15 protein-coding genes are annotated in these 17244 nt (G+C 72.2%); 1 reads left to right on the plus strand and 14 read right to left on the minus strand.

Going from position 1 to position 17244, the window contains the following annotated elements; translation table 11 throughout:
* Positions 1-5 precede the first annotated feature (5 nt).
* The 13 genes from ABZS69_RS33795 to ABZS69_RS33855 form a co-directional block, all read right to left on the minus strand.
* Positions 6-683, minus strand: coding sequence for an iron-containing redox enzyme family protein (locus ABZS69_RS33795; RefSeq protein ID WP_355379421.1), 678 nt, complete (start codon positions 681-683; stop codon positions 6-8).
* On the minus strand, positions 673-1623 hold the full coding sequence (locus ABZS69_RS33800) for a radical SAM protein (protein WP_355379422.1): 951 nt from the start codon (positions 1621-1623) through the stop codon (positions 673-675). The genes ABZS69_RS33795 and ABZS69_RS33800 overlap by 11 nt, the downstream gene beginning before the upstream one ends.
* A complete protein-coding gene (locus tag ABZS69_RS33805) occupies positions 1592-2683 on the minus strand; it encodes a radical SAM protein (RefSeq protein ID WP_355379424.1) in 1092 nt (363 codons plus the stop codon). Before ABZS69_RS33805 ends, ABZS69_RS33800 begins: the two co-directional genes overlap by 32 nt.
* Before the next feature lie 18 nt (positions 2684-2701).
* Positions 2702-3346, minus strand: coding sequence for a GAF domain-containing protein (locus tag ABZS69_RS33810; protein WP_355379426.1), 645 nt, complete (start codon positions 3344-3346; stop codon positions 2702-2704).
* Between the two features lie 11 nt (positions 3347-3357).
* Positions 3358-4194, minus strand: coding sequence for a S8 family serine peptidase (locus ABZS69_RS33815; protein ID WP_355379428.1), 837 nt, complete (start codon positions 4192-4194; stop codon positions 3358-3360).
* Positions 4191-5429 (minus strand): MFS transporter, encoded by a 1239-nt coding sequence (locus ABZS69_RS33820; RefSeq protein ID WP_355379430.1) that lies wholly within the window; start codon positions 5427-5429, stop codon positions 4191-4193. The genes ABZS69_RS33815 and ABZS69_RS33820 overlap by 4 nt, the downstream gene beginning before the upstream one ends.
* A 3-nt stretch (positions 5430-5432) precedes the next feature.
* Entirely contained in the window at positions 5433-6539 is a 1107-nt protein-coding gene (locus tag ABZS69_RS33825; RefSeq protein WP_355379431.1) for a hypothetical protein, read from the minus strand.
* A 10-nt stretch (positions 6540-6549) separates the two neighbouring features.
* Positions 6550-7860 carry a YcaO-like family protein gene (locus ABZS69_RS33830; protein WP_355379432.1) on the minus strand — a complete coding sequence of 437 codons (1311 nt, stop codon included), beginning with the start codon at positions 7858-7860 and terminating at the stop codon, positions 6550-6552.
* Positions 7853-8695: a TOMM precursor leader peptide-binding protein gene (locus ABZS69_RS33835; protein WP_355379433.1), complete on the minus strand. Its 843-nt coding sequence runs from the start codon at positions 8693-8695 to the stop codon at positions 7853-7855. The genes ABZS69_RS33830 and ABZS69_RS33835 overlap by 8 nt, the downstream gene beginning before the upstream one ends.
* Entirely contained in the window at positions 8688-10049 is a 1362-nt protein-coding gene (locus ABZS69_RS33840; RefSeq protein WP_355379435.1) for a radical SAM protein, read from the minus strand. Before ABZS69_RS33840 ends, ABZS69_RS33835 begins: the two co-directional genes overlap by 8 nt.
* Positions 10050-10559: 510 nt before the next feature.
* Positions 10560-11570: a TOMM precursor leader peptide-binding protein gene (locus ABZS69_RS33845; RefSeq protein WP_355379436.1), complete on the minus strand. Its 1011-nt coding sequence runs from the start codon at positions 11568-11570 to the stop codon at positions 10560-10562.
* Between the two features lie 321 nt (positions 11571-11891).
* Complete coding sequence (locus ABZS69_RS33850) at positions 11892-12653, minus strand: phosphotransferase (protein ID WP_355379437.1); 762 nt, start codon at positions 12651-12653, stop codon at positions 11892-11894.
* Positions 12643-12891: a hypothetical protein gene (locus tag ABZS69_RS33855; RefSeq protein ID WP_355379438.1), complete on the minus strand. Its 249-nt coding sequence runs from the start codon at positions 12889-12891 to the stop codon at positions 12643-12645. The genes ABZS69_RS33850 and ABZS69_RS33855 overlap by 11 nt, the downstream gene beginning before the upstream one ends.
* A gap of 342 nt (positions 12892-13233) precedes the next feature.
* On the opposite strand from ABZS69_RS33855, the gene ABZS69_RS33860 reads away from it, so the two are divergent.
* Complete coding sequence (locus ABZS69_RS33860) at positions 13234-14220, plus strand: polyprenyl synthetase family protein (RefSeq protein ID WP_355379439.1); 987 nt, start codon at positions 13234-13236, stop codon at positions 14218-14220.
* Between the two features lie 77 nt (positions 14221-14297).
* Here ABZS69_RS33860 and ABZS69_RS33865 read toward each other — a convergent pair whose 3' ends face one another.
* On the minus strand, positions 14298-17153 hold the full coding sequence (locus ABZS69_RS33865) for a choice-of-anchor L domain-containing protein (RefSeq protein ID WP_355379440.1): 2856 nt from the start codon (positions 17151-17153) through the stop codon (positions 14298-14300).
* Positions 17154-17244 lie beyond the last annotated feature (91 nt).

Below are 17244 nucleotides of genomic sequence, written 5' to 3' on the forward strand. Positions count from 1 at the left end.
GGTGGTCACCCTCTCCCGCGTGCGTTCACGACCTCTGCCGCGGTCTCCGCCAGCCCGGCCACCGAGGCGAGCGCGCTGCGGGTCAGCAGGCGGCGCTGCGCGGCCGACAGCGGCAGCGAGTCGAGGAAGCCTGCCAGCGCCTCGCCGTGCCCGCCATCCAGGCTCGAATGGCGGGACAGCGTGCGGAAGGCGCCGGCGGGCAGCCCGGAGCGCCGGGCGAGCATGGACGCCAGTTCGCCGGGCGGCGGATACCACTCCAGCACGGCCGTGTGGCCGAGCAGGGCGATCGGATGAGCGTGCCTGATCCAGTAGTACTGGGAGCCGACGAGCCTGGCCACGGCCGCGCTGGGCACCCGCTCGCGCAGGTCCTCGGCGCTGCCCCCGGCCGTGACGTAGTCGTCGGCGACCCATGCGTCGTGGCCGTCCTCGTCGCGGATCTGCCGGGGAAGGTAGGTCAGCAGCCGTGAGGAGATCGGGTCCGCGCGCCGCGCGGACTCCTCCTGGGCGGCGCGCAGGAGCGGCACGGTGGCCCGCACCATGTCGTACGAGGTTCGCAGCCAGGACAGGTACACGTCCCTGACGGGGTCGGCGGCCCACATGCGGCCGGTCGATCGGGACAGGGCGGGCATCACGACGTCCAGCAGGACCCGCAGCCGGGTCCCCGGAAGGGTTCTATGAGGCACGACGGCCTCCACGAGGAAGCGCGGCCACGGCCGTGACCAGCCGCTCGGCCAGGGGCGACCGTTCGACGATCCGATGGGCCCGCCAGCACGCGCCGCACACGTTCCGGTACGTGCTGCCGGCCCCCAGCAATGAGACCAACGCCCGCGGGCCGTGCGAGCCGATCACCCGCAGGAGCGGCGCGTGCCGGAACGCGCGCAGCGCGTCCGGGACCTCCGCGCGGCTCCGGACGGTGGTACGCAGGCCGGAGGGTCCCGCTCCCATGATCACCGCCTCGTCGCAGCAGGCCGTGACGGTGCCGTCGTAGCGGACCGTGGGGGACTTGACGAGAGGGCACGGGCCGAGATCGACCAGCGGCCGGTACGGATGAGCCCGGAACACCTCCCGCCCCCGTCCTTGCGGGATCGGCGTGATCACGTTGACCTCGGCCGAGTCGCCGGCCAGGGCCGGATCCGGTTCGCCGAGCGTCTGGAGGATCAGGTGGCAGTCGGCGTCCCGGATCGCCGTCATGGCGGAGCGGACGCGGTCGCGGTCGACGAACGGCAGGTGGAAGCCGTCGACGCTGAGGAAGACCGTGGAAACGGATCGGAGCACCGAGCGCACCCACGGGCGCGGCGGACCGGCCGAGGCCCAGTACCCGCTGGTGAACAGGACGACGTCCTTGCCCGCCTCGCTCAACGCGCGGACCGCGTGCCGCAGCCCGAACCTCTCGGCGAACGGCTCGCCACCGGTCACCGCCACCGCCCGGACCTCCTCGGTGGCCGCGATGCCCGCGACCAGCTCCACGAACAGCTCGCGGTCGGTGATCGAGGGGCCGTCCGGCCGCGAGGCGACGGAGCAGTGCGCGCAACCGACCGGGCATCGGTCCGTCAGGAACAGGACCACCGTCGCGCCGGGCGTGGCGCGCAGCTCATCGGTGTCGGCCAGTGTCAGCCTGCGCATGCTTCGCCCCCTCCCAGCCGAGGCCGATCAACTCCCGGTAGCGCGGCGATCCCCATCCGGCGGCGACGCGGTACGGATCGCGGTGCTCGATCTCGGGCCGGGCCAGCGTGGCCAGCGCCCGGCCGGCCGGCGACTCCAGGTAGTCGGCCACGCGCCGGCGCAGGTCCGCGTCGCCCGACAGCGTCACGCAGGTCGCGCACACGGTCCCGAGCGCCGGACCCGCCCCGAACCGCCGCCGCACGGCCACCGGGCCCATCAGCCGCAGGGCGCGCAGCACCGGGTCGCCCGCGGCCTTGGCCGCCAGCGCCTCCCAGCCGTCCCTGGCCGCGTGGCCGAGCACGAGATGCCGGGGCCGCTCGCTCTCCAGCAGGCTCTGCCGGCAGCAGCCGAAGACCGTCCCGTCGTAGGAGACCAGCGGCCAGGCCGCGAACGCGCAGGGCATGACCGGGGCCGCACTGGCCCGCGGGGGCCCGTGCCGGGCGCGGCCGGTGGGCTGGATCCGGGTCACCAGGATGGGCACCCGGTCGCCGAACTCCCGGCGGATGTCGGCCACCAGGCCGGCCACGTACTCGTCGTCGTCACCGCCACCGGTGACGTGCAGGCTGACCGCGGGAACGCGTCCGGCGAGGCGGTGCAGGACCTCGAAGACGGCGCCGCGGCCGACCTCCCGCTCGTGGTGGGCGTCGACGCTGGCGCCGACGTGGTCGACGCGGGAGAGCGCGCGGTCGATGGCCGGCGGGACGGCGCGGCCCGGCCTGGCGAAGAACATTCCCGAGAGCACGAACGAGCGGGTGCCCGCCTCCCGCGCCCGGGTCGCGAGGTCGGCCACGAGCCCGGGGCGCAGCAGCGGCTCGCCGCCCGACATCAGGATGACCTCGGGGTGGTGCTCGTGCGTGAAGGACGCCACCAGCGTGCGGAAGGGCGTTCCGGAATGTTGCTCGGCGGCGATCGACGAATCGGTCGAGCAGTGCGCGCAGGACAGCGGGCAGCGTCTGGTGAGCGCGAGCTGCAGTCCGGCGGCGGGCACCGGCCGCAGCGCCGCGATCTCCGCTAGGTGCATCGTCCCTCCCCGGTCCGGTCAGCGCTTGGTGAGCAGGTCGGCCAGCGAGGTCACGAAAGCGGCGACCACCTCGCTGTCGGCGGCCCCGCGCCCGCGTAACGCCGTGCCCAGCCGGGTCAGCGGATCGTCGTCGAGACGTTCGCGCACGGCCGGGGGGAGCGTCCTGGCCGCCACCACCAGGGACAGCGCCGAGCACGCCTGCTGGGCCAGCTCCGTCAGCAGGTCGATCGCGGTGGTGTCCCCGTAGTGCTCAAGGCGCGGGTCGAGGACTTCCAGCACCCCGATCGGCTCGCCCTCCAGCTCCAGCGGCGCGGCCATGATCTCGTTCGGCACGTAGCCGGTCCCGGCGGCGAACTCGCTGTCGAACCTCGGGTCCTCCCTGACGTCCCTGACGATGATCGTCTCGGCGGTGTTCAGGACCCAGCCGGCGATCCCCTGATCGCAGGGGAGCGCCACGCCCATCAGGCGGTCCTCGCCCGCGCCGGACGCCGCCTCGAACACCAGCGCGTCCCGATGCTTGTCGAACAGGAACACCGACGCGGCGGCGGCGCTGAACGCGAGCCTGGCCAGCCGCACCGTCGAGCGCAGGATCTCGTCATGGACGGACGCGTCGAACAACCGGCCCGCGGAGTGGAGCACATCCTCGGAAATGTGTAGATCCACGATCGGTCTCCTCACCTCAGGTTGTCGGCGACACCGGCCAGGACGTGCTTGAGCTGATGGGTGCGGTAGTGCGGGTGTTTCTCCAGTACGCGTGCGCACAGCCCGGCTATGTGGGGCGTGGCGAAGCTGTTGCCCGAGACGGTCCGGGTCTGCCCGCCGAGCCAGGCCGTGTGAACCGCCACTCCCGCGGCGAAGAACTCGACGGGCGGGTCCGGGCTCAGCTCGACGCGTTCGGGATCGGCGGCGCTGTGGGAGCCCACCGACACCACGGAGGGGAAGCGCCACGGATAGCTCGCCACCGGCCGGTTGTGGGCGGAGGAGACCAGGGTGACGCCCGCGAAGTACGCCTCGTCGGCCACGTCGTGCAGCCGCTCCTTCGCGGCGGGCCGGTTGGTGGACAGGCTGAGATTGACCAGGGGGAAGCGCTGCCGCACGGCCCATTCGACGGCGGCGGCCAGGGCCTCGCTGCTGCCGCGCAGGTTCCTGCCCAGCACCCGCACGCTGACCAGGTCACAGTCGGGAGCCAGGCTTCTGACGATGGCGGCGCACGCCGTGCCGTGCCCCGCGGCGTCGCCCTCGTCGTCCGGCCGCACGCTCCACCCGACTCTGGCCGGGCCCGCCTCGGGCTCGACGCTGTAGCACCGGACGCGCCCGCCGATGGCGGGATGGTCGGCCTCCACCCCGCTGTCGATGAGGCACACCGTCACGCCCCTCCCGGTCGCGCCGCCCCAGGCCCACTCGCGGGTGATCGGGCCGGGGAAGACCACCGAACGCGCCTCCACCAGCCCACCGGCCGAGCTGTGCGCGAAACGGACGGTACGGCGGGGCAGCGGCAATGCGGTCGTCACACCTTCCTCCTGGCGATCGGCTGGGCGGCCTCCGGCAGGCGCCGCTCCCCGGCGTCGTATCCGCGCCAGACGGCGACGGCTATGGGCACCACCAGCACGACGGAGCCGAGCAGCACCGGCTCGAACGTCCCGGCGGACGCCAGCCACAACGTGCCGATCGCCAGGCCGGTCACCTGCGCCATGTTGATGATGGCGTCCACGGCGGCGAACGCCCGCCCGAGGACGTTCTCCGGCACCGAGGTCTGGATCACCGTGGCGTAGACGACCATCAGCATCGTCGCGCCCACGCCGGCCAGCCCGATGCCGGCCGTGGCCAGCACGGGCGATCCCGACAGGAGCATCAGCCCGGTGGCCGCGAACGCCGCCAGCGCCAGCAGCGCCGCGAGCCGCGTCCGCCCGGCGCGGGCGAGCCTGGAGCCGACGGGGCCGCCGAGCACGCCGCCGGCCGCCTGCGCCGTCGCCAGCGCCCCCGCGAAGTCGGCCGACATGCCGAGCCCGGAGGTGATCACCGCGTACCAGATGCTGCTGATCAGGCCCGCGATCATGATGCACCCCACCGCCGACAGGGCGATGACGCGCACGTCGCCGTTGCCGGTGATGAGCCGGGCCCCCGATCTGACCGTCGCGAGGTAGCTCTCCCGTTGCGGCCGTTCCTCGGCCGATCGCCGGCGCAGCCACACGAGGGGCAGCAGCAGGACGATGCCGGCCGCGTACGTCGCGACGTCGAGGAGGATGACGGAGCCTATGCCGCCCCACGCGGTGAAGACCATGACGCCGAGGCCCGGCGACACGATGCGCACCGCTGACAGGGCCGACTGCAGCCAGCCGTTGAGGGCCGGGAGCCGGTCCCTCGGCGCGGCCTGCGGCAGCAGGGCGTCACCGGCGATCGAGATCAGGCCGAGGTTGATCCCCTGGCCGAGCTGGACCGCGTACACCAGCCAGACGTCGGACGCGTCGTGCACGAAGGCCAGGCACGAGATGAGGCCGGCGCCGAGCACCTGGCTGGCGATGAGCACCACGAGCCGGTCGACGCGGTCCACCAGTTGCCCGATCAGCGGGTACGCGAGCGTCGGCAGCGCGAACACCAGCATCGACAGGGCCGCCGCGCTGTCCTTCCCGGTCATCTCCCGCACCCAGACCAGCACGACCAGCGCCGACGCCATGCTGCCGAGCACGGAGCAGGCGCGCGCCCCGATGAAGCACATGGCGGCCACGGCAGACGGTCTCCCGCTCATGGGTCACTCCTTGTCCAGCCGGCTGAACGCCAGCTCCACGGTCTTGGTGAGCTTCTTGGCGAACTCGTCCGCGAGGGTGGGGGCCGCCCGCTCTGCGGGGCGGCCGGACCAGGCAGGATCGGCCACGGCGAGCCGGGCGGCCAGCGCGCCGGCCAACGTGGTCTCCCCGTACGCGCGGGCGCCGTTCAGCGCCTGGCGGAGCGGGCCGGCGGCGTCCTCGTGCAGGTCCAGCCGGAGCAGGGTGTCGCCCAGCGAGGCCAGCCAGCGCAACGGCGTCAGCGGCGAGGCGAACGCGCCCCCGGCGACCTCACGGTTGGCCAGGAGCTCGGCCGACGCGCGCCGCGCGGCCTGCCACTTCCCGGCCTGCACGGCGGCGGCGGCCACGTGGAGCAGCCGGATGAAGGCCAGCCTGCGCAGCGCCGGTGAGCGCTGGTCGAGCGCGGGCGGGGCGAGTTCGAGCGGGGAGACCAGCCATGGCGCTTCCGCCGCGAACGCCGGACCGCCGGCGGCGACCAGGCCGGGCCAGCGCCGCCGGAGCCGCGCCGACGCCTCGATGAGCTCCTGTCCAAGACCGCGCCGCCAGAGGATCTTGCAGGTGTCGATGACGCAGGCCGATCGCGCCAGTTCGAGCGGCTCGGGGCCGTACCGGATCATGGCCGCCACCATCGGGTCGTCGATCTCGAGGTCGGGCAGCCGCACGGGCCGTCCTGTCGCGAGCTCCTCCAGCTCCCGCAGGCCGTGCAGCGCACGGCGGAAGTCACCCGCGAACCCCTCCGCCCGGAGCAGGTTGATCTGCGGTTGCAGGGCGAGCGAGGCGGCCAGCGGCCACTCGGAGGTCCCCCGGCGGCGCAGCGCCAGGGCGATCTCGCCCCGGCACACCGCCGTCGCCTCGGTGAGCCGGCGTACGCGGTAGAGCAGCAGCGCCAGCAGGTTGCAGCCGACGAACAACCGGGCGAGGTCGCCCGGCGGCTCCGACAGGATCGCGTCGGCCCTGGCCAGCACGGCCGCGTTGTCGGGCGTCACGCGCTCGTCGTCGGCCAGGTACCCCAGCCACGCGTCGGCCGGGGGGAACGACTCCAAGGTGGCGCTCGCGCTGGTGCTTGTCGTCATGTCGATCATTTCAGGCCAGAGGGACGGGTTCGAGATGGACGCGCGTCGCGTCGACCAGGGCGCGGCGAGAGGCGTGGCGGGCAAGGCGGCCGGCCAGCGCCGGGCTGCCGTGACCCAGCTCCAGCGGATACAGGTCGGGCGAGCGGGTGACCACGGTCCGCGTCCCCATGGCCGCCAGCCAGGGCGGAGTGAGGTCGGCGGCGTACACGCTGATCTCGCGTGCGGCGAGCCCGGCGGCGATCTCCTCGACCAGCGTCCGGCTGTCCCCGGCCAGCTCCGGGGCCTCAGAGTCCACGGCCGTCGCGGAGTCGAGCCGATCGAGCAGGCCGATTCGGCCCGGGTCGAGATAGTGGAAGGCGTGCTCGACGAAGTCGTCGAGCGCGAGCTCGCCCGAGGGGCCGGACGCCAGGTGGTGCGCGCACGCTTCGAGCACGCTGACCGCCTCGCCGGCGGCGCGTGCCACGGCCCGGCTCAGCGTCCGGTCGGCCGCGCTGCCGACCGTTGCCACCGCCTGCCCGTCCGCCCGCCCGTCCACCCGCCCGCGCAGCAGGCAGACGACGGTGGGGATCCCGTGGGCGGCGGACAGGTTCACGAGGCTGAGCCGGAATCCCCGCCGCAGGAGCTCCTCGGTCTCGTCGTCGGCGAAGCCGGCCGGCGACAGCCGTGGCGGGCGCAGGCCGTAGCGCCAGGTGGTCATCAGCGCGTCCCGTTCCAGCAGCTCCAGCAGGCCCCGCTCGACGGCCTGCCAGTAGGACTCGCCCGCGGCGGCGCCGTTGGAGGATGGCCGGTCCGAGCGGCCGGCCAGCGGGCAGGACGCCGGATGCAGGTAGTAGCCGGCGGCCGGGTGAACGCGGGTGTCTCCCGTCGCGAGCTCCCGCACGTGCAGCGGCATCGTCGTCAACGGGCAGTCCCCGTCCGATGCCGGACTTCCGGTGGGGTACGGCGGCTCCTGCAGGACGAGCCGTTCGGCGAACTCGCTGAAGGCTTTGCGGCGGGCCTCGTCCCGACTCGGTGCCCGGCTGCCGCCGGTGGCCGGGCGGACGGCCGGGTGGACGCGGTCGACGGAGGCGCCGGCGACCGCTACCCGCCAAGCCCCTCCCTGCTCGGGCGCGGTCTCCTCGACCCTGATGACCGGGCCGGTACGGCGGGAGACGAGGCGGTCGGCGAGTTCGGGCCGGCGGGCCGGCCTCCAGAGGTCGGGGACGCCTGTCAGGATCGCGCGGTCGGGCAGTGGGTGGTCGGGCGTCGTGTGGTCAGGTGCCGCGTGGTCGGGCGTTGCGTGGTCAGGTGTCGCGTGGTCGGGCTTCGTGGGGTCAGGCATCGCCGCCGCCGCATGCGGGGCAGGAGGGCACGGGAAGGTGCTCGTGGCGGCTGATCGCCGGGCCTTCGTCCAGCGACAGCTCGAAGCACGCGCCGCGCAGCCACGGGTCGCCCGCCAGCACCCAGCCGAGCACCAGCGACGCCGCCAGGCCGGCCACCATGTGCCGGTGCCAGGGACCGGCGGCCCCGGCCGTGCGGTCGCGCAGCAGGGCGCCGTACTCGTTCGGATGGATGACCGTGCTGCTGCGCCGCGTCCAGAGGCACTCCAGGCACCCCGTCTCTTCCGGTACGAAGAGCGGCCCGACGAGCACCGGGACCACGGCCCGGGAGTCGACCAGGATCCACGAGGTCCCCGACTTGAGGAAGGCACGGTTGACCTCGGGCAGCTCGGACGCGTCCTCCGTGCCGGCGACCACCACGGCGAGCCGGTCGGCGGGGCACGGGTGGAAGCCTCGGTCCCTGTGCACGTCGACGCGCCGCGCGCCGAGTTCCGCACCGAGCAGCTCCGCGATGGCGTCGCCCAGGCCGTCCCTTCCCTGGACGGTGATCGCCTGGGGGAGCTCTCGCTCCACCGGCCGGTCGGCGGCCTTTCCGGCTCTCAGCAGGGCGAGGTAGGAACTGTCGGCGGTCCCGGCCCGCTGGAGCACGCCCTGCTCGGCGAGCCGTCCCACCAAGGGTGCCGACGCGCCGGAGACGCCGTGCCCTCCGGCGAGTTGGTCACGGACGTCGCATGCCGCCTGCCCGCGTACGACGCCGTACCAGTCGCCGGCCGCGACGACCAGCCCGTCCGGGATCGGGGCCCAGCTCGCGTAGGGGGCCGGCACGTAGTCAGACATGCTGACCACTGTCCTGACGGCGGTAGCCGTTCGCGGCGGCGGCCAGCTCCAGGCGGGTTTCCCAGTTGAACTTGTAGCTCGGGCAGGGTTGCCCGCCGTCGTGCCAGAGCTTCGGACAGCTCCCGCCGCACACCGGCAGGAACGGGCATCCGGCGCACGGCCATCGGCGCTCGGCCAGCTCGCCGTACCAGCCGTCGAAGGCGCCTTCCGGGCGAGGTTGCCCGCGGCCGAGGACCTCGACTGTGGCGATCCGGCCGCGATCACGGTCACGGGGCACCAGGGGATGCTCCGAACAGGAGTAGATCGCTCCCGAGGGGTCGATGAGTTCGCCGCGCCGGGTGGTGGCGATGCAGGTGGTCTCCTTGGGGTGAGCTGGCAGCAGCGGGATCTCCATCCCGGCCGACTGGGCCGTCCGCAGCCATTCCGGCTCGCGTTCCGCGTACGCCTGGGCGGCGAGCTCCACGCTGGACACGTCGTTCCCCCAGGAATGCACCCGGGCGAGCGAGAGCTGGACGCGTGGATGCCCCAGGCCGCGCTCGATCAACGTGTCGATGAGGGCGGAGGTGTGGTCCTCGTTCTCGAGGTCGATATTGACGCGGATCCCGAATTTCAGCTCCGGAAATCGATCCTCGCGGATCACCGTGGACAGCAGATTGAGGAGCCGGTCGAAAGTGCCCCGGCCGTTCTTCATCTTCCTGCGGCGGTCGTGCACGGCCGCCGGGCCGTCCAGAGTGACCTCGACCCATTCGACCCGGCATTCGTCGTGCAATAAGGCGAGCTTTCGCTCATCGAGCAGACTGCCGTTCGTGACGACGCTGGCGACGTATTTCTTTCGCAGCCGTTGAGCCTCGGGAACGAAATGGCCGCTCATGTCCACGATGGTGCGCATGGCCATCAGCGGTTCGCCGCCGAACCAGGTGATGCGGACCTCCCGGCTCCCCGGGTCGGCGATCGCCGCGATGACCCGGTCGATCATCCGGCTCATCCGATCGTGCCGGAATCCGCCTTTCACGTGCTCCTGGCCGCAATAGCTGCAGGCCATGTTGCAGTACGCGGTGGGCATGATGGAGATGCGCCGGGCCTGGGGGGCCGCGGAGGATGCCTGCAGCCGGCCCAGCACGACGGCGAGCTCGTCCTCTTCCGCCGGGACCACGGCCTCGGATCTGACCAGCGAGCGCAGGGTCGCCTCGTCGAGCGCGTCGATCGTCTGGGATTTCAAATGGTCGGCTGTCGCGGGGGAGAGGTGAATGTAGCGGGCGGTTCGGGCGGAATATCCCAGGCACACGGGACGGCCGGAGGGAGAGGTAAAGGGTTGTCGCGATATAAGGAGATATTTGCTTCTCTTATACGCCATCAGGTGGCCCCCTCGCAGATGTCCGGCGCGGCGTGGCTCAATAGTGAAAGGGGTACGGGGCCTTATCAATCACCCGAAGGAGGGAAGGTGCGCCTATATCCCCCAAAAGGGGGATTTGGGGTAAGGGGCGGAAGCCCCGGGCTCCCGGCCGGTCACGGCGACCGCCCCCCGTGGAGCGCCGAGGTCGCCCGTGCCCAGGACGCCGTCGTGCTCGCTCCACGCCACCGGGCGCCCGGCTTGAACACCGAAGTGGGCGCCACGATGCTGGTCCCCGATCCCGGGGGTCGGCCGGGGCGGGCCGTCGCGCGATGACTGCTCTCGGTCCCGTCCGAAGGGGAGCGCCGTCCGAAGGGGAGCGCCGTCCGAAGGGGAGCGCCGTCCGAAGGGAAGTCCCGTCCGAAGGGAAGTCCCGTCCGAAGGGAAGTCCCGTCCGAAGGGAAGTCCCGTTGGAAGGGAAGCGCCATCCGAAGGGAGGTGCCGTCAGAAAGGGCCCGTCAGGAGGAAGTCCCGTCAGACGGGAGCAGGTCCGTCCGGTCGATGAGAGGGCGGGACGCCGTCGCGGCCCTTCCCGCAGGTCGGACAGTCGGGCCGCCTCGGGATGGGGCGCGAGCGGATCTCCAGCGGCCAGAAGTCCACCTCGCTCCACCGGCCGCTCAGCGCCGGCGGCAACCCCGCCAGGACCCGGATCGCCTCCCACGCGAGAATCGAGCCGACCAGCCCGCACAGCGCCCCGATTGCCCCCGCCTTCTCCCTCTTGCCGACCAGCGACTCCATCCGGTCGCGCCCGTGGTCGGCGAAGGTCTCGGTGCGGACGCAGGTCCAGCAGGCGGTCTGTCCCGGCAGGACCGTCGTGCCGAGCACCCCGATGTGGTACGCGTACCCGGTGCCCAGGATGTGCGGCACGTCGGGCCAGCAGGCCTCGCTGACCCAGGTGGACGTGTCGTTGGGCGTGGGCAGGTCGATCGCGTTGATCACGATGTCCGCCCCGTCCACCAGGTCCGCGAGGTCGGCGGGCGAGGTGACGCGCCGGTCGAAGGTCTCGACCGTGACGAAGGGATTGGCGGCCCGCAGCCGGGCCCCGGCCGCCTCGACCTTGGACGCTCCCACGTCGGCGACGGAGAACAGGGTCTGCCGGGTCAGGTTCGACGGCTCGACGCGGTCGAAGTCGCACAGGCGGATGGTGCCGACGCCCGCGTTCGCCAAGGAGAGCGCGACCCAGCCGCCGAGCCCGCCGACCCCGCACACCACCGCGGTCGAGCGGTCGACGCGCTCCTGCAACTGCACGCCGGTGGGGAGGTCGGTGAGGCCTTGGTCGCAGAAATCCTGGAGCAGCCTCAATTGGCGGTCGTAGAATTCGGCGCGCTCGTCCCCGAGCTTCGCGAACGACCCCTCAAGATGGCCGACCCGGCTCAGCAGCCGCTCTTCCGTGAGGATTTGGAGCACCTCGCCGAGCGGCTGCGAGTCACCGACGGACCGCTGGATCTCGGCATATGTGCGGGTGCCGTCCAGAAGCGTTATCACCTGTTTCACGAAAGCGTCGGCGGCGAATCTCTTCACGGTTCTCTCGGCCGTGCACAGGAAGAGCAGTTCGTCGCCGTCGGCCTGCACGATAACGCTTTCCCGCAGGCGGGGGCGCCAATCTGTCACGTGTTCCTCCGAGGAGCGCGGGCGCGGCGAAAACGCCCCGCCCGCGCCCACTCTCAGTTACCGGCGGAATTCGATGCGGTGACCGCTCCCACGCGCAGGCTCGTCTCCTCGAGCTTCACCATGACCGGACGTCTTCTCATGGCTGCACCCCTCGTCCGTGGATTCCACACTGTATTCTCTTCATTGTAGAATTTTTTACAAGCATAAGTCGTCGAGTTCCCGAACCGCCTGGTCGAGATCGTCGGCGACACCGCGTTCGAACAGCCGCATGTAAAGCTCGTCGGGGCCGCGGCCATATCTGCGTATCTGGCCGGCCCGCGCGCGCATGCGCACCTGCGCCTCGCGGACGATCTTCTCGGGGTGGCCGCGCCAGCCGTACGCGTCGAGGAAGAGGCGCAGCCGCTCCGGCCGGGCGGCGAGGTCGCCGAAGCCATCGGCGACCGCCACGCGCCGGGCGTACAGCGGCACCCAGGCGATGGCCACCCAGGCCACGTCCGAGTCGGGTGTGACCGGCCCGGCGAAGTCCCAGTCGAAGAAGCCGGTCAGCCTGCCCTCGTGCCACGCGGCGTTGAACGGCCCGGCGTCGTTGTGCGCGATGATCGTTCCCGGCGTCCAGCACCCGCCGAGCCGCCAGCGCGCCCCGGGGGCGGGCACGTAGTCGGCCACGGCCGCGTGGTAGTCGCGCAGCCAGCGGGCCGTCTGGACCAGCGCGTCCTCGCTCCACGCCCACGCGGGCCACGGCGGCGCGCCGGCGCTCTCGCCCATCAGGTAGGTGAGCATCTCCCGGCCCTGCGCGTCCACGCCCAGGGTGCGGGGGGCGCCGCCGAACCCCACGCGCTCCAGGTGCCGCAGCAGCTCGTGGACCGACGCCGACCACCGGCGCACCGGCCGCCGCACCGTGCCGCCGACCCGCACCACGGCCTGGTCGTTGCCGCCCACCAGCTGATCAGCGGCCACGGTCACCCCACGTCACGATCTCGCCGGCACACGCGCGTACGCCCGCCGCCGGCACCTGCTCCGCACCGAACCCCTCGGCTCCGACCAGCCGCCGGGCGGCAAGGGCGCCCCCGATCGCCTCCGTCTGCTGGGGCGGCACGACGTACCGATCGAGGAGCCGGCGCCCGGGGACGACGGGACCGGCGAGCGCGTCCTGGACAGCCGGGTGCTCCTTCAGGGTCCCGATGACTGAATCCATGACTCCCAGCTTCCGAGATGGCGCTGACCATCATGCCCATCGGCGACCTGCGGGAATCGCACGCTCTCCGGCAGCTTGGCCAGGGTGAGCCGCTCCGCGCCACGCCCGGGAACCGCGATGTTCGTCAGCTCGGGTGCTTCGCCCGGAATGTGCTCCGGCTCGCCGGCCGGCCGCAGACGGCGACGTAACTGCCGCACCGTCATGATGAGCCGTGCCCGGCGCTGACCTCGACCACAGGGGGTCGATCAGCGGCCTTGCTCGTTCGCAGGGAATGGGCTCCCCGTGGTGTGGATCTCGGGGTTAGAGTCTGCCGGATCATGAAATATCGCGGAGAAGGCGGATATGTCGGCTATCGAGCAGCTGAAGTTAACCGACCCTGACCTGGCGGAACACCTGCGCAAGAGCATGGCCGAAGTGGAGGCCAGGCTGCACGCGGCAGCCGCGGAGTCGCCCGACCTCCTGGTGAGCCAGACGGCCGGTTACCTCCTGGGCGCGGGCGGCAAGCGGTGGCGCCCGCTCCTGGTGCTGCTGGGCGCCCAGTTCGGCGACCCGGAGCGCGACTCGGTGCCGACCGCGGCGGCGGTGGTCGAGCTCGTCCACGCCGCCTCGCTGTACCACGACGACGTGATGGACGAGGCGCCGCTGCGCCACGGGGTGCCCAGCGCGCACACCCGCTGGAACAACAAGATCGCGATCCTGGCGGGCGACCACCTCGTCGCCCGCGCCGCCACGCTCAGCCTGGGACTGGACGAGCAGGCGCGCCGCGCCCAGGCGGAGGCCTTCGAACGGCTGGTGATGGGGCAGGTCAGGGAGGTGGCGGGCCCGCGTCCCGGCCAGGATCCCGTGGCGCACCACCTGGAGGTGGTGCGTGACAAGTCCGCCTCCCTGATCGCGCTGTCCGTACGGCTGGGCGGCATCTGCGCGGGCGCCGACGCCGGCACGGTCGCGGCGCTGGGGGAGTACGGCGAGGCGCTCGGCGTGGCCTTCCAGCTGTCCGACGACGTGATCGATATCGTCTCCGGAGCGGACCGCGCGGGCAAGGCGGCGGGGACCGACCTGCGCGCCGGCGTGCTGACCCTGCCCGCCCTGCTGGCGCTGCGCGAGGGCGGGCGGCTCGGCGAGCTCCTGGCCGCCGGCCCGCTCCATGACGACGAGCTGCACGCCGAGGCGCTGGAGCTGTTGCGCTCGTCGGCCGGCCTGGCCGCCGCCGGGTCGGAGGCGGCCAGGTACGCGGCCGAGGCACGCTCGGCCGCCGGCCGGCTCCGTGACTGCCCGGCCAAGCAGGTCCTGACGGCTCTGTGCGAGCTGGTCTCCTCCCGCGCGGCCTGATGCGAACGCCGGTCGGGAGGGGGCGAACGCTGACCCGGATCGTCGCCGAGCCGGGTCAGGGTTCTGCGGGGTTCCGGTCAGAGGTTGAGCGGGATCTTCATGTACGAGCCGTCGATGTTGCCCGCCTTGTCGATGCTCCGCAGGTGGAGCGTCCAGGTTCCGGTGGAACCGGTGGGCTTCATCCAGTAGAACGGCAGGCCGTACGTGGAGTACTGCGGGGTGTCGGCCGGATCGCTGGACACGATGGCCCACTCGATCCGCCCCACGCCCGACCCGCCGGCGTCGGTCGCGGAGGCGTCGATGTGCACCCGCTTCCTGCCGTCGTACTCGTCGTACCCGAGCGTGACGTCGGTGTCGGGCGGGGTCACGTCGTCCGCCCCCGAACCGGTCACCGTGGGCAGCGGGTCCTGGGCCGGGCAGCCCGAGTCGCACGGCGTGACGGAGACGCGGGTCGCGGGGACCGCGACGCCGCCGCCGTTGAGGGTGATGTGGTCGTTCGGCCCGATGAGGATGGGTTCGTAGGGGATGGTCGAGGTGATGACGCCGTTCTCGAAGGTGCGCAGCCGGATGTAGACGTAGCCGAAGTCCGTTGAGGTGATCGTGGCTGCGGCCTTGCCCTGGCGCAGGAAGGCGGAGATGCGCTTGTACGGGCCGACGCCCGCGGCGTACGAGCTGCCGGGGATGTCCTCCAGCTCGACCTCGGTCGCCGGGTCGGTGAACCCGGTGCGCAGCCCGCCCGCGTCGGTGAGCAGCAGGTTCACCGGGCCTCTGACCTGCACCTCGGTGCCCGTGAGCCCGCCGGCGGCGGCCGCCTGGACGGTGTCGTCCTGCTGCGCGGCGAGGGCGGACGCGGTGGGTCCCTCGCCCTGGATGGCGTTGACGGCGTCGTAGACGACCTGCGACTCGTTGGGCAGCTCGACGTGCCCGATGCCGGAGTAGGCGGGCTCGGTCACGGAGTTGCCGCGCAGCGCCGCGGTGAGCCGGGCCGAGCCGAGCGGCACGGTGCCGTCACCGAGGTCGCTCCAGTTGATCATGACGCCGGTGCCGTTGACGCAGCCGTCCCACCAGCCCTTCTTCTCGTTGCAGTGCGCCTCGGGGAACTCGTCGAAGCTCACCGGGGTGGTCACGCCGGTGCCCACCAGGCGGGTCAGGCCGACCCTGGACTCGGCGGGGCGCCAGGCGTCGGACGCCTGGTGCCAGGCGCGGGCCTTGTCGATCAGCGCCAGGTTCTTGTCGCTGAGCATGTCGCGCACCTGGTCGGGGGTGAGCGGGCCGCCAGGTACGCGGTTGACCGGCGGCTCGACCACGGTGTGGTAGTTGTCGGACGGCAGCAGCTCCAGGAATCCGGGGAAGTTCTTGGTGATCTTCGCGGCCTGGTTCCTGTTGATCAGGCAGCGGCCCGCGGTCAGGTCGATCACGCAGGGCGTCTTGTAGTGCATGACGCCCAGCGCCTTCGCGGCGCCCAGGTACGGCGTGGCGATGGTGGTGATGCGGTTGATCATGCCGACGGAGCGCTGCGCGCGCACGGCGGCCAGCGTCACCAGCCCGCCCTGGGAGTGGGCGATGATGTTGACCCGGTCGGAGCCGGTGGCCTGCCGTACCGCCTCGATCCGGTCCAGCAGCTGGTCCGCGTTGAGCTCGGCCGACTTGCGCCAGTCCACGGGATTGAGGAAGAGGTTCTCGCCCGGTTGCGGGTTCTCGATGTCGCCCAGCACGTACCCGGCGTTCTGCAGGTGGGTGACGGTGCCCGCGTAGATGGACTTGATGTTGAACATCTTCATGATGACCTCGGGGGCGTAGACGCCGTTGCCCTGGGCGTCGGTCTCCCCGTCGTCGTTGAGCATGATGTTGTCGAGGTGCGCGTCGGTCAGGCTGAACAGCTTGGTCAGGGTGCCCGGCCAGTATTCGGTGGTCGCATCCCGCAGCTTGGACCCCATGATGCCCGGCACGAAGATCACCGGCTTGGTGACCGGCTTGGCGCCGGTGCCGCACTCGGACTCCTCGTCCTGGGTGTAGGTGAGCTTGCGCAGCAGCGCGGCCGAGTCGTAGACCGCGTCGTGCTGGTCGAAGATCGACAGGTACAGCTTGTGCGACCCGCCGGTGATGGGGGTGGACGCCTTCATCAGCGGCGTGGCCCCGTCGTACGTCGTCCCGGCCCCGGCCGCGGCGGTCATCGTCAGCAGGCCGGTCGTGTTGGTGGAGATGACCTTGCCGGAGGGGTCGAAGGCGAAGTTGTCCGGCGCCAGGATGGTCGACTCGTGGGTGGTCCAGGTGCTTCGGTCCAGCTCGGCGACGAAGCCGTCGTTGTAGGCGGTCCTGACGAACTCGGGGAACTCCTCGCTGAAGTACTTGACCTCGAAGGTCATGCACTTGGCCCAGGAGGGGACGTCCAGGTCGACCTGGAGCACGGTGACGTCGTAGGCGCTGTCGCCGCGGACCTTGCCTCCGCCCGAGTCGCGCCCGTCGGAGGTGAACTGGTTGGGCTGGGGCGCGAGGGTGGCGTCGCCCGTGGTCAGCAGGGCGCCGGTGCCGGAGAGGCCGCCGATGCCGGTGGCCAGGCCGTTGGTGCCGGTGGCGGGCGGGGTGGTGACGTAGGAGGCCGTGACCAGGCTGCTGTCGCCGACCAGCGCGCCGGCCAGTGCCCTGGCGCCGGCGGCGCCCGTGTCCACCGGGGTCACGCTGCCGGCGTCGACGTCCAGTGTGGTGACGCCGGCGGAGCGGGACTGCCGGGCCTTGCGCGCCTTGGCGGCGCGCTCGCGGGTGGTCTTGCGGTCGGCGGGCCTGCCGACGGAGATGGTGTGGCGCTCCGGGGAAGGCGCGGCGGTGGAGGGGGAGTCGGTGGCGGGGGTGCTGGGATCGGCGAGGGCGGGGACGGTCAGTCCGGTTCCTGCCATCGCGACGGCGAGCATGACCAATAAGAACCTGCGGCGCATGGGCTGCTCCAGGCTGGGTCGGGCCGTGAAACGCACTTCGTTCCGGGCGTTCGTGTCACGGCGTGCCGGAGCAGTAACACCAAGATCAAAG

This window comes from Nonomuraea sp. NPDC005650, from assembly GCF_040605375.1.
Classification (GTDB): domain Bacteria; phylum Actinomycetota; class Actinomycetes; order Streptosporangiales; family Streptosporangiaceae; genus Nonomuraea.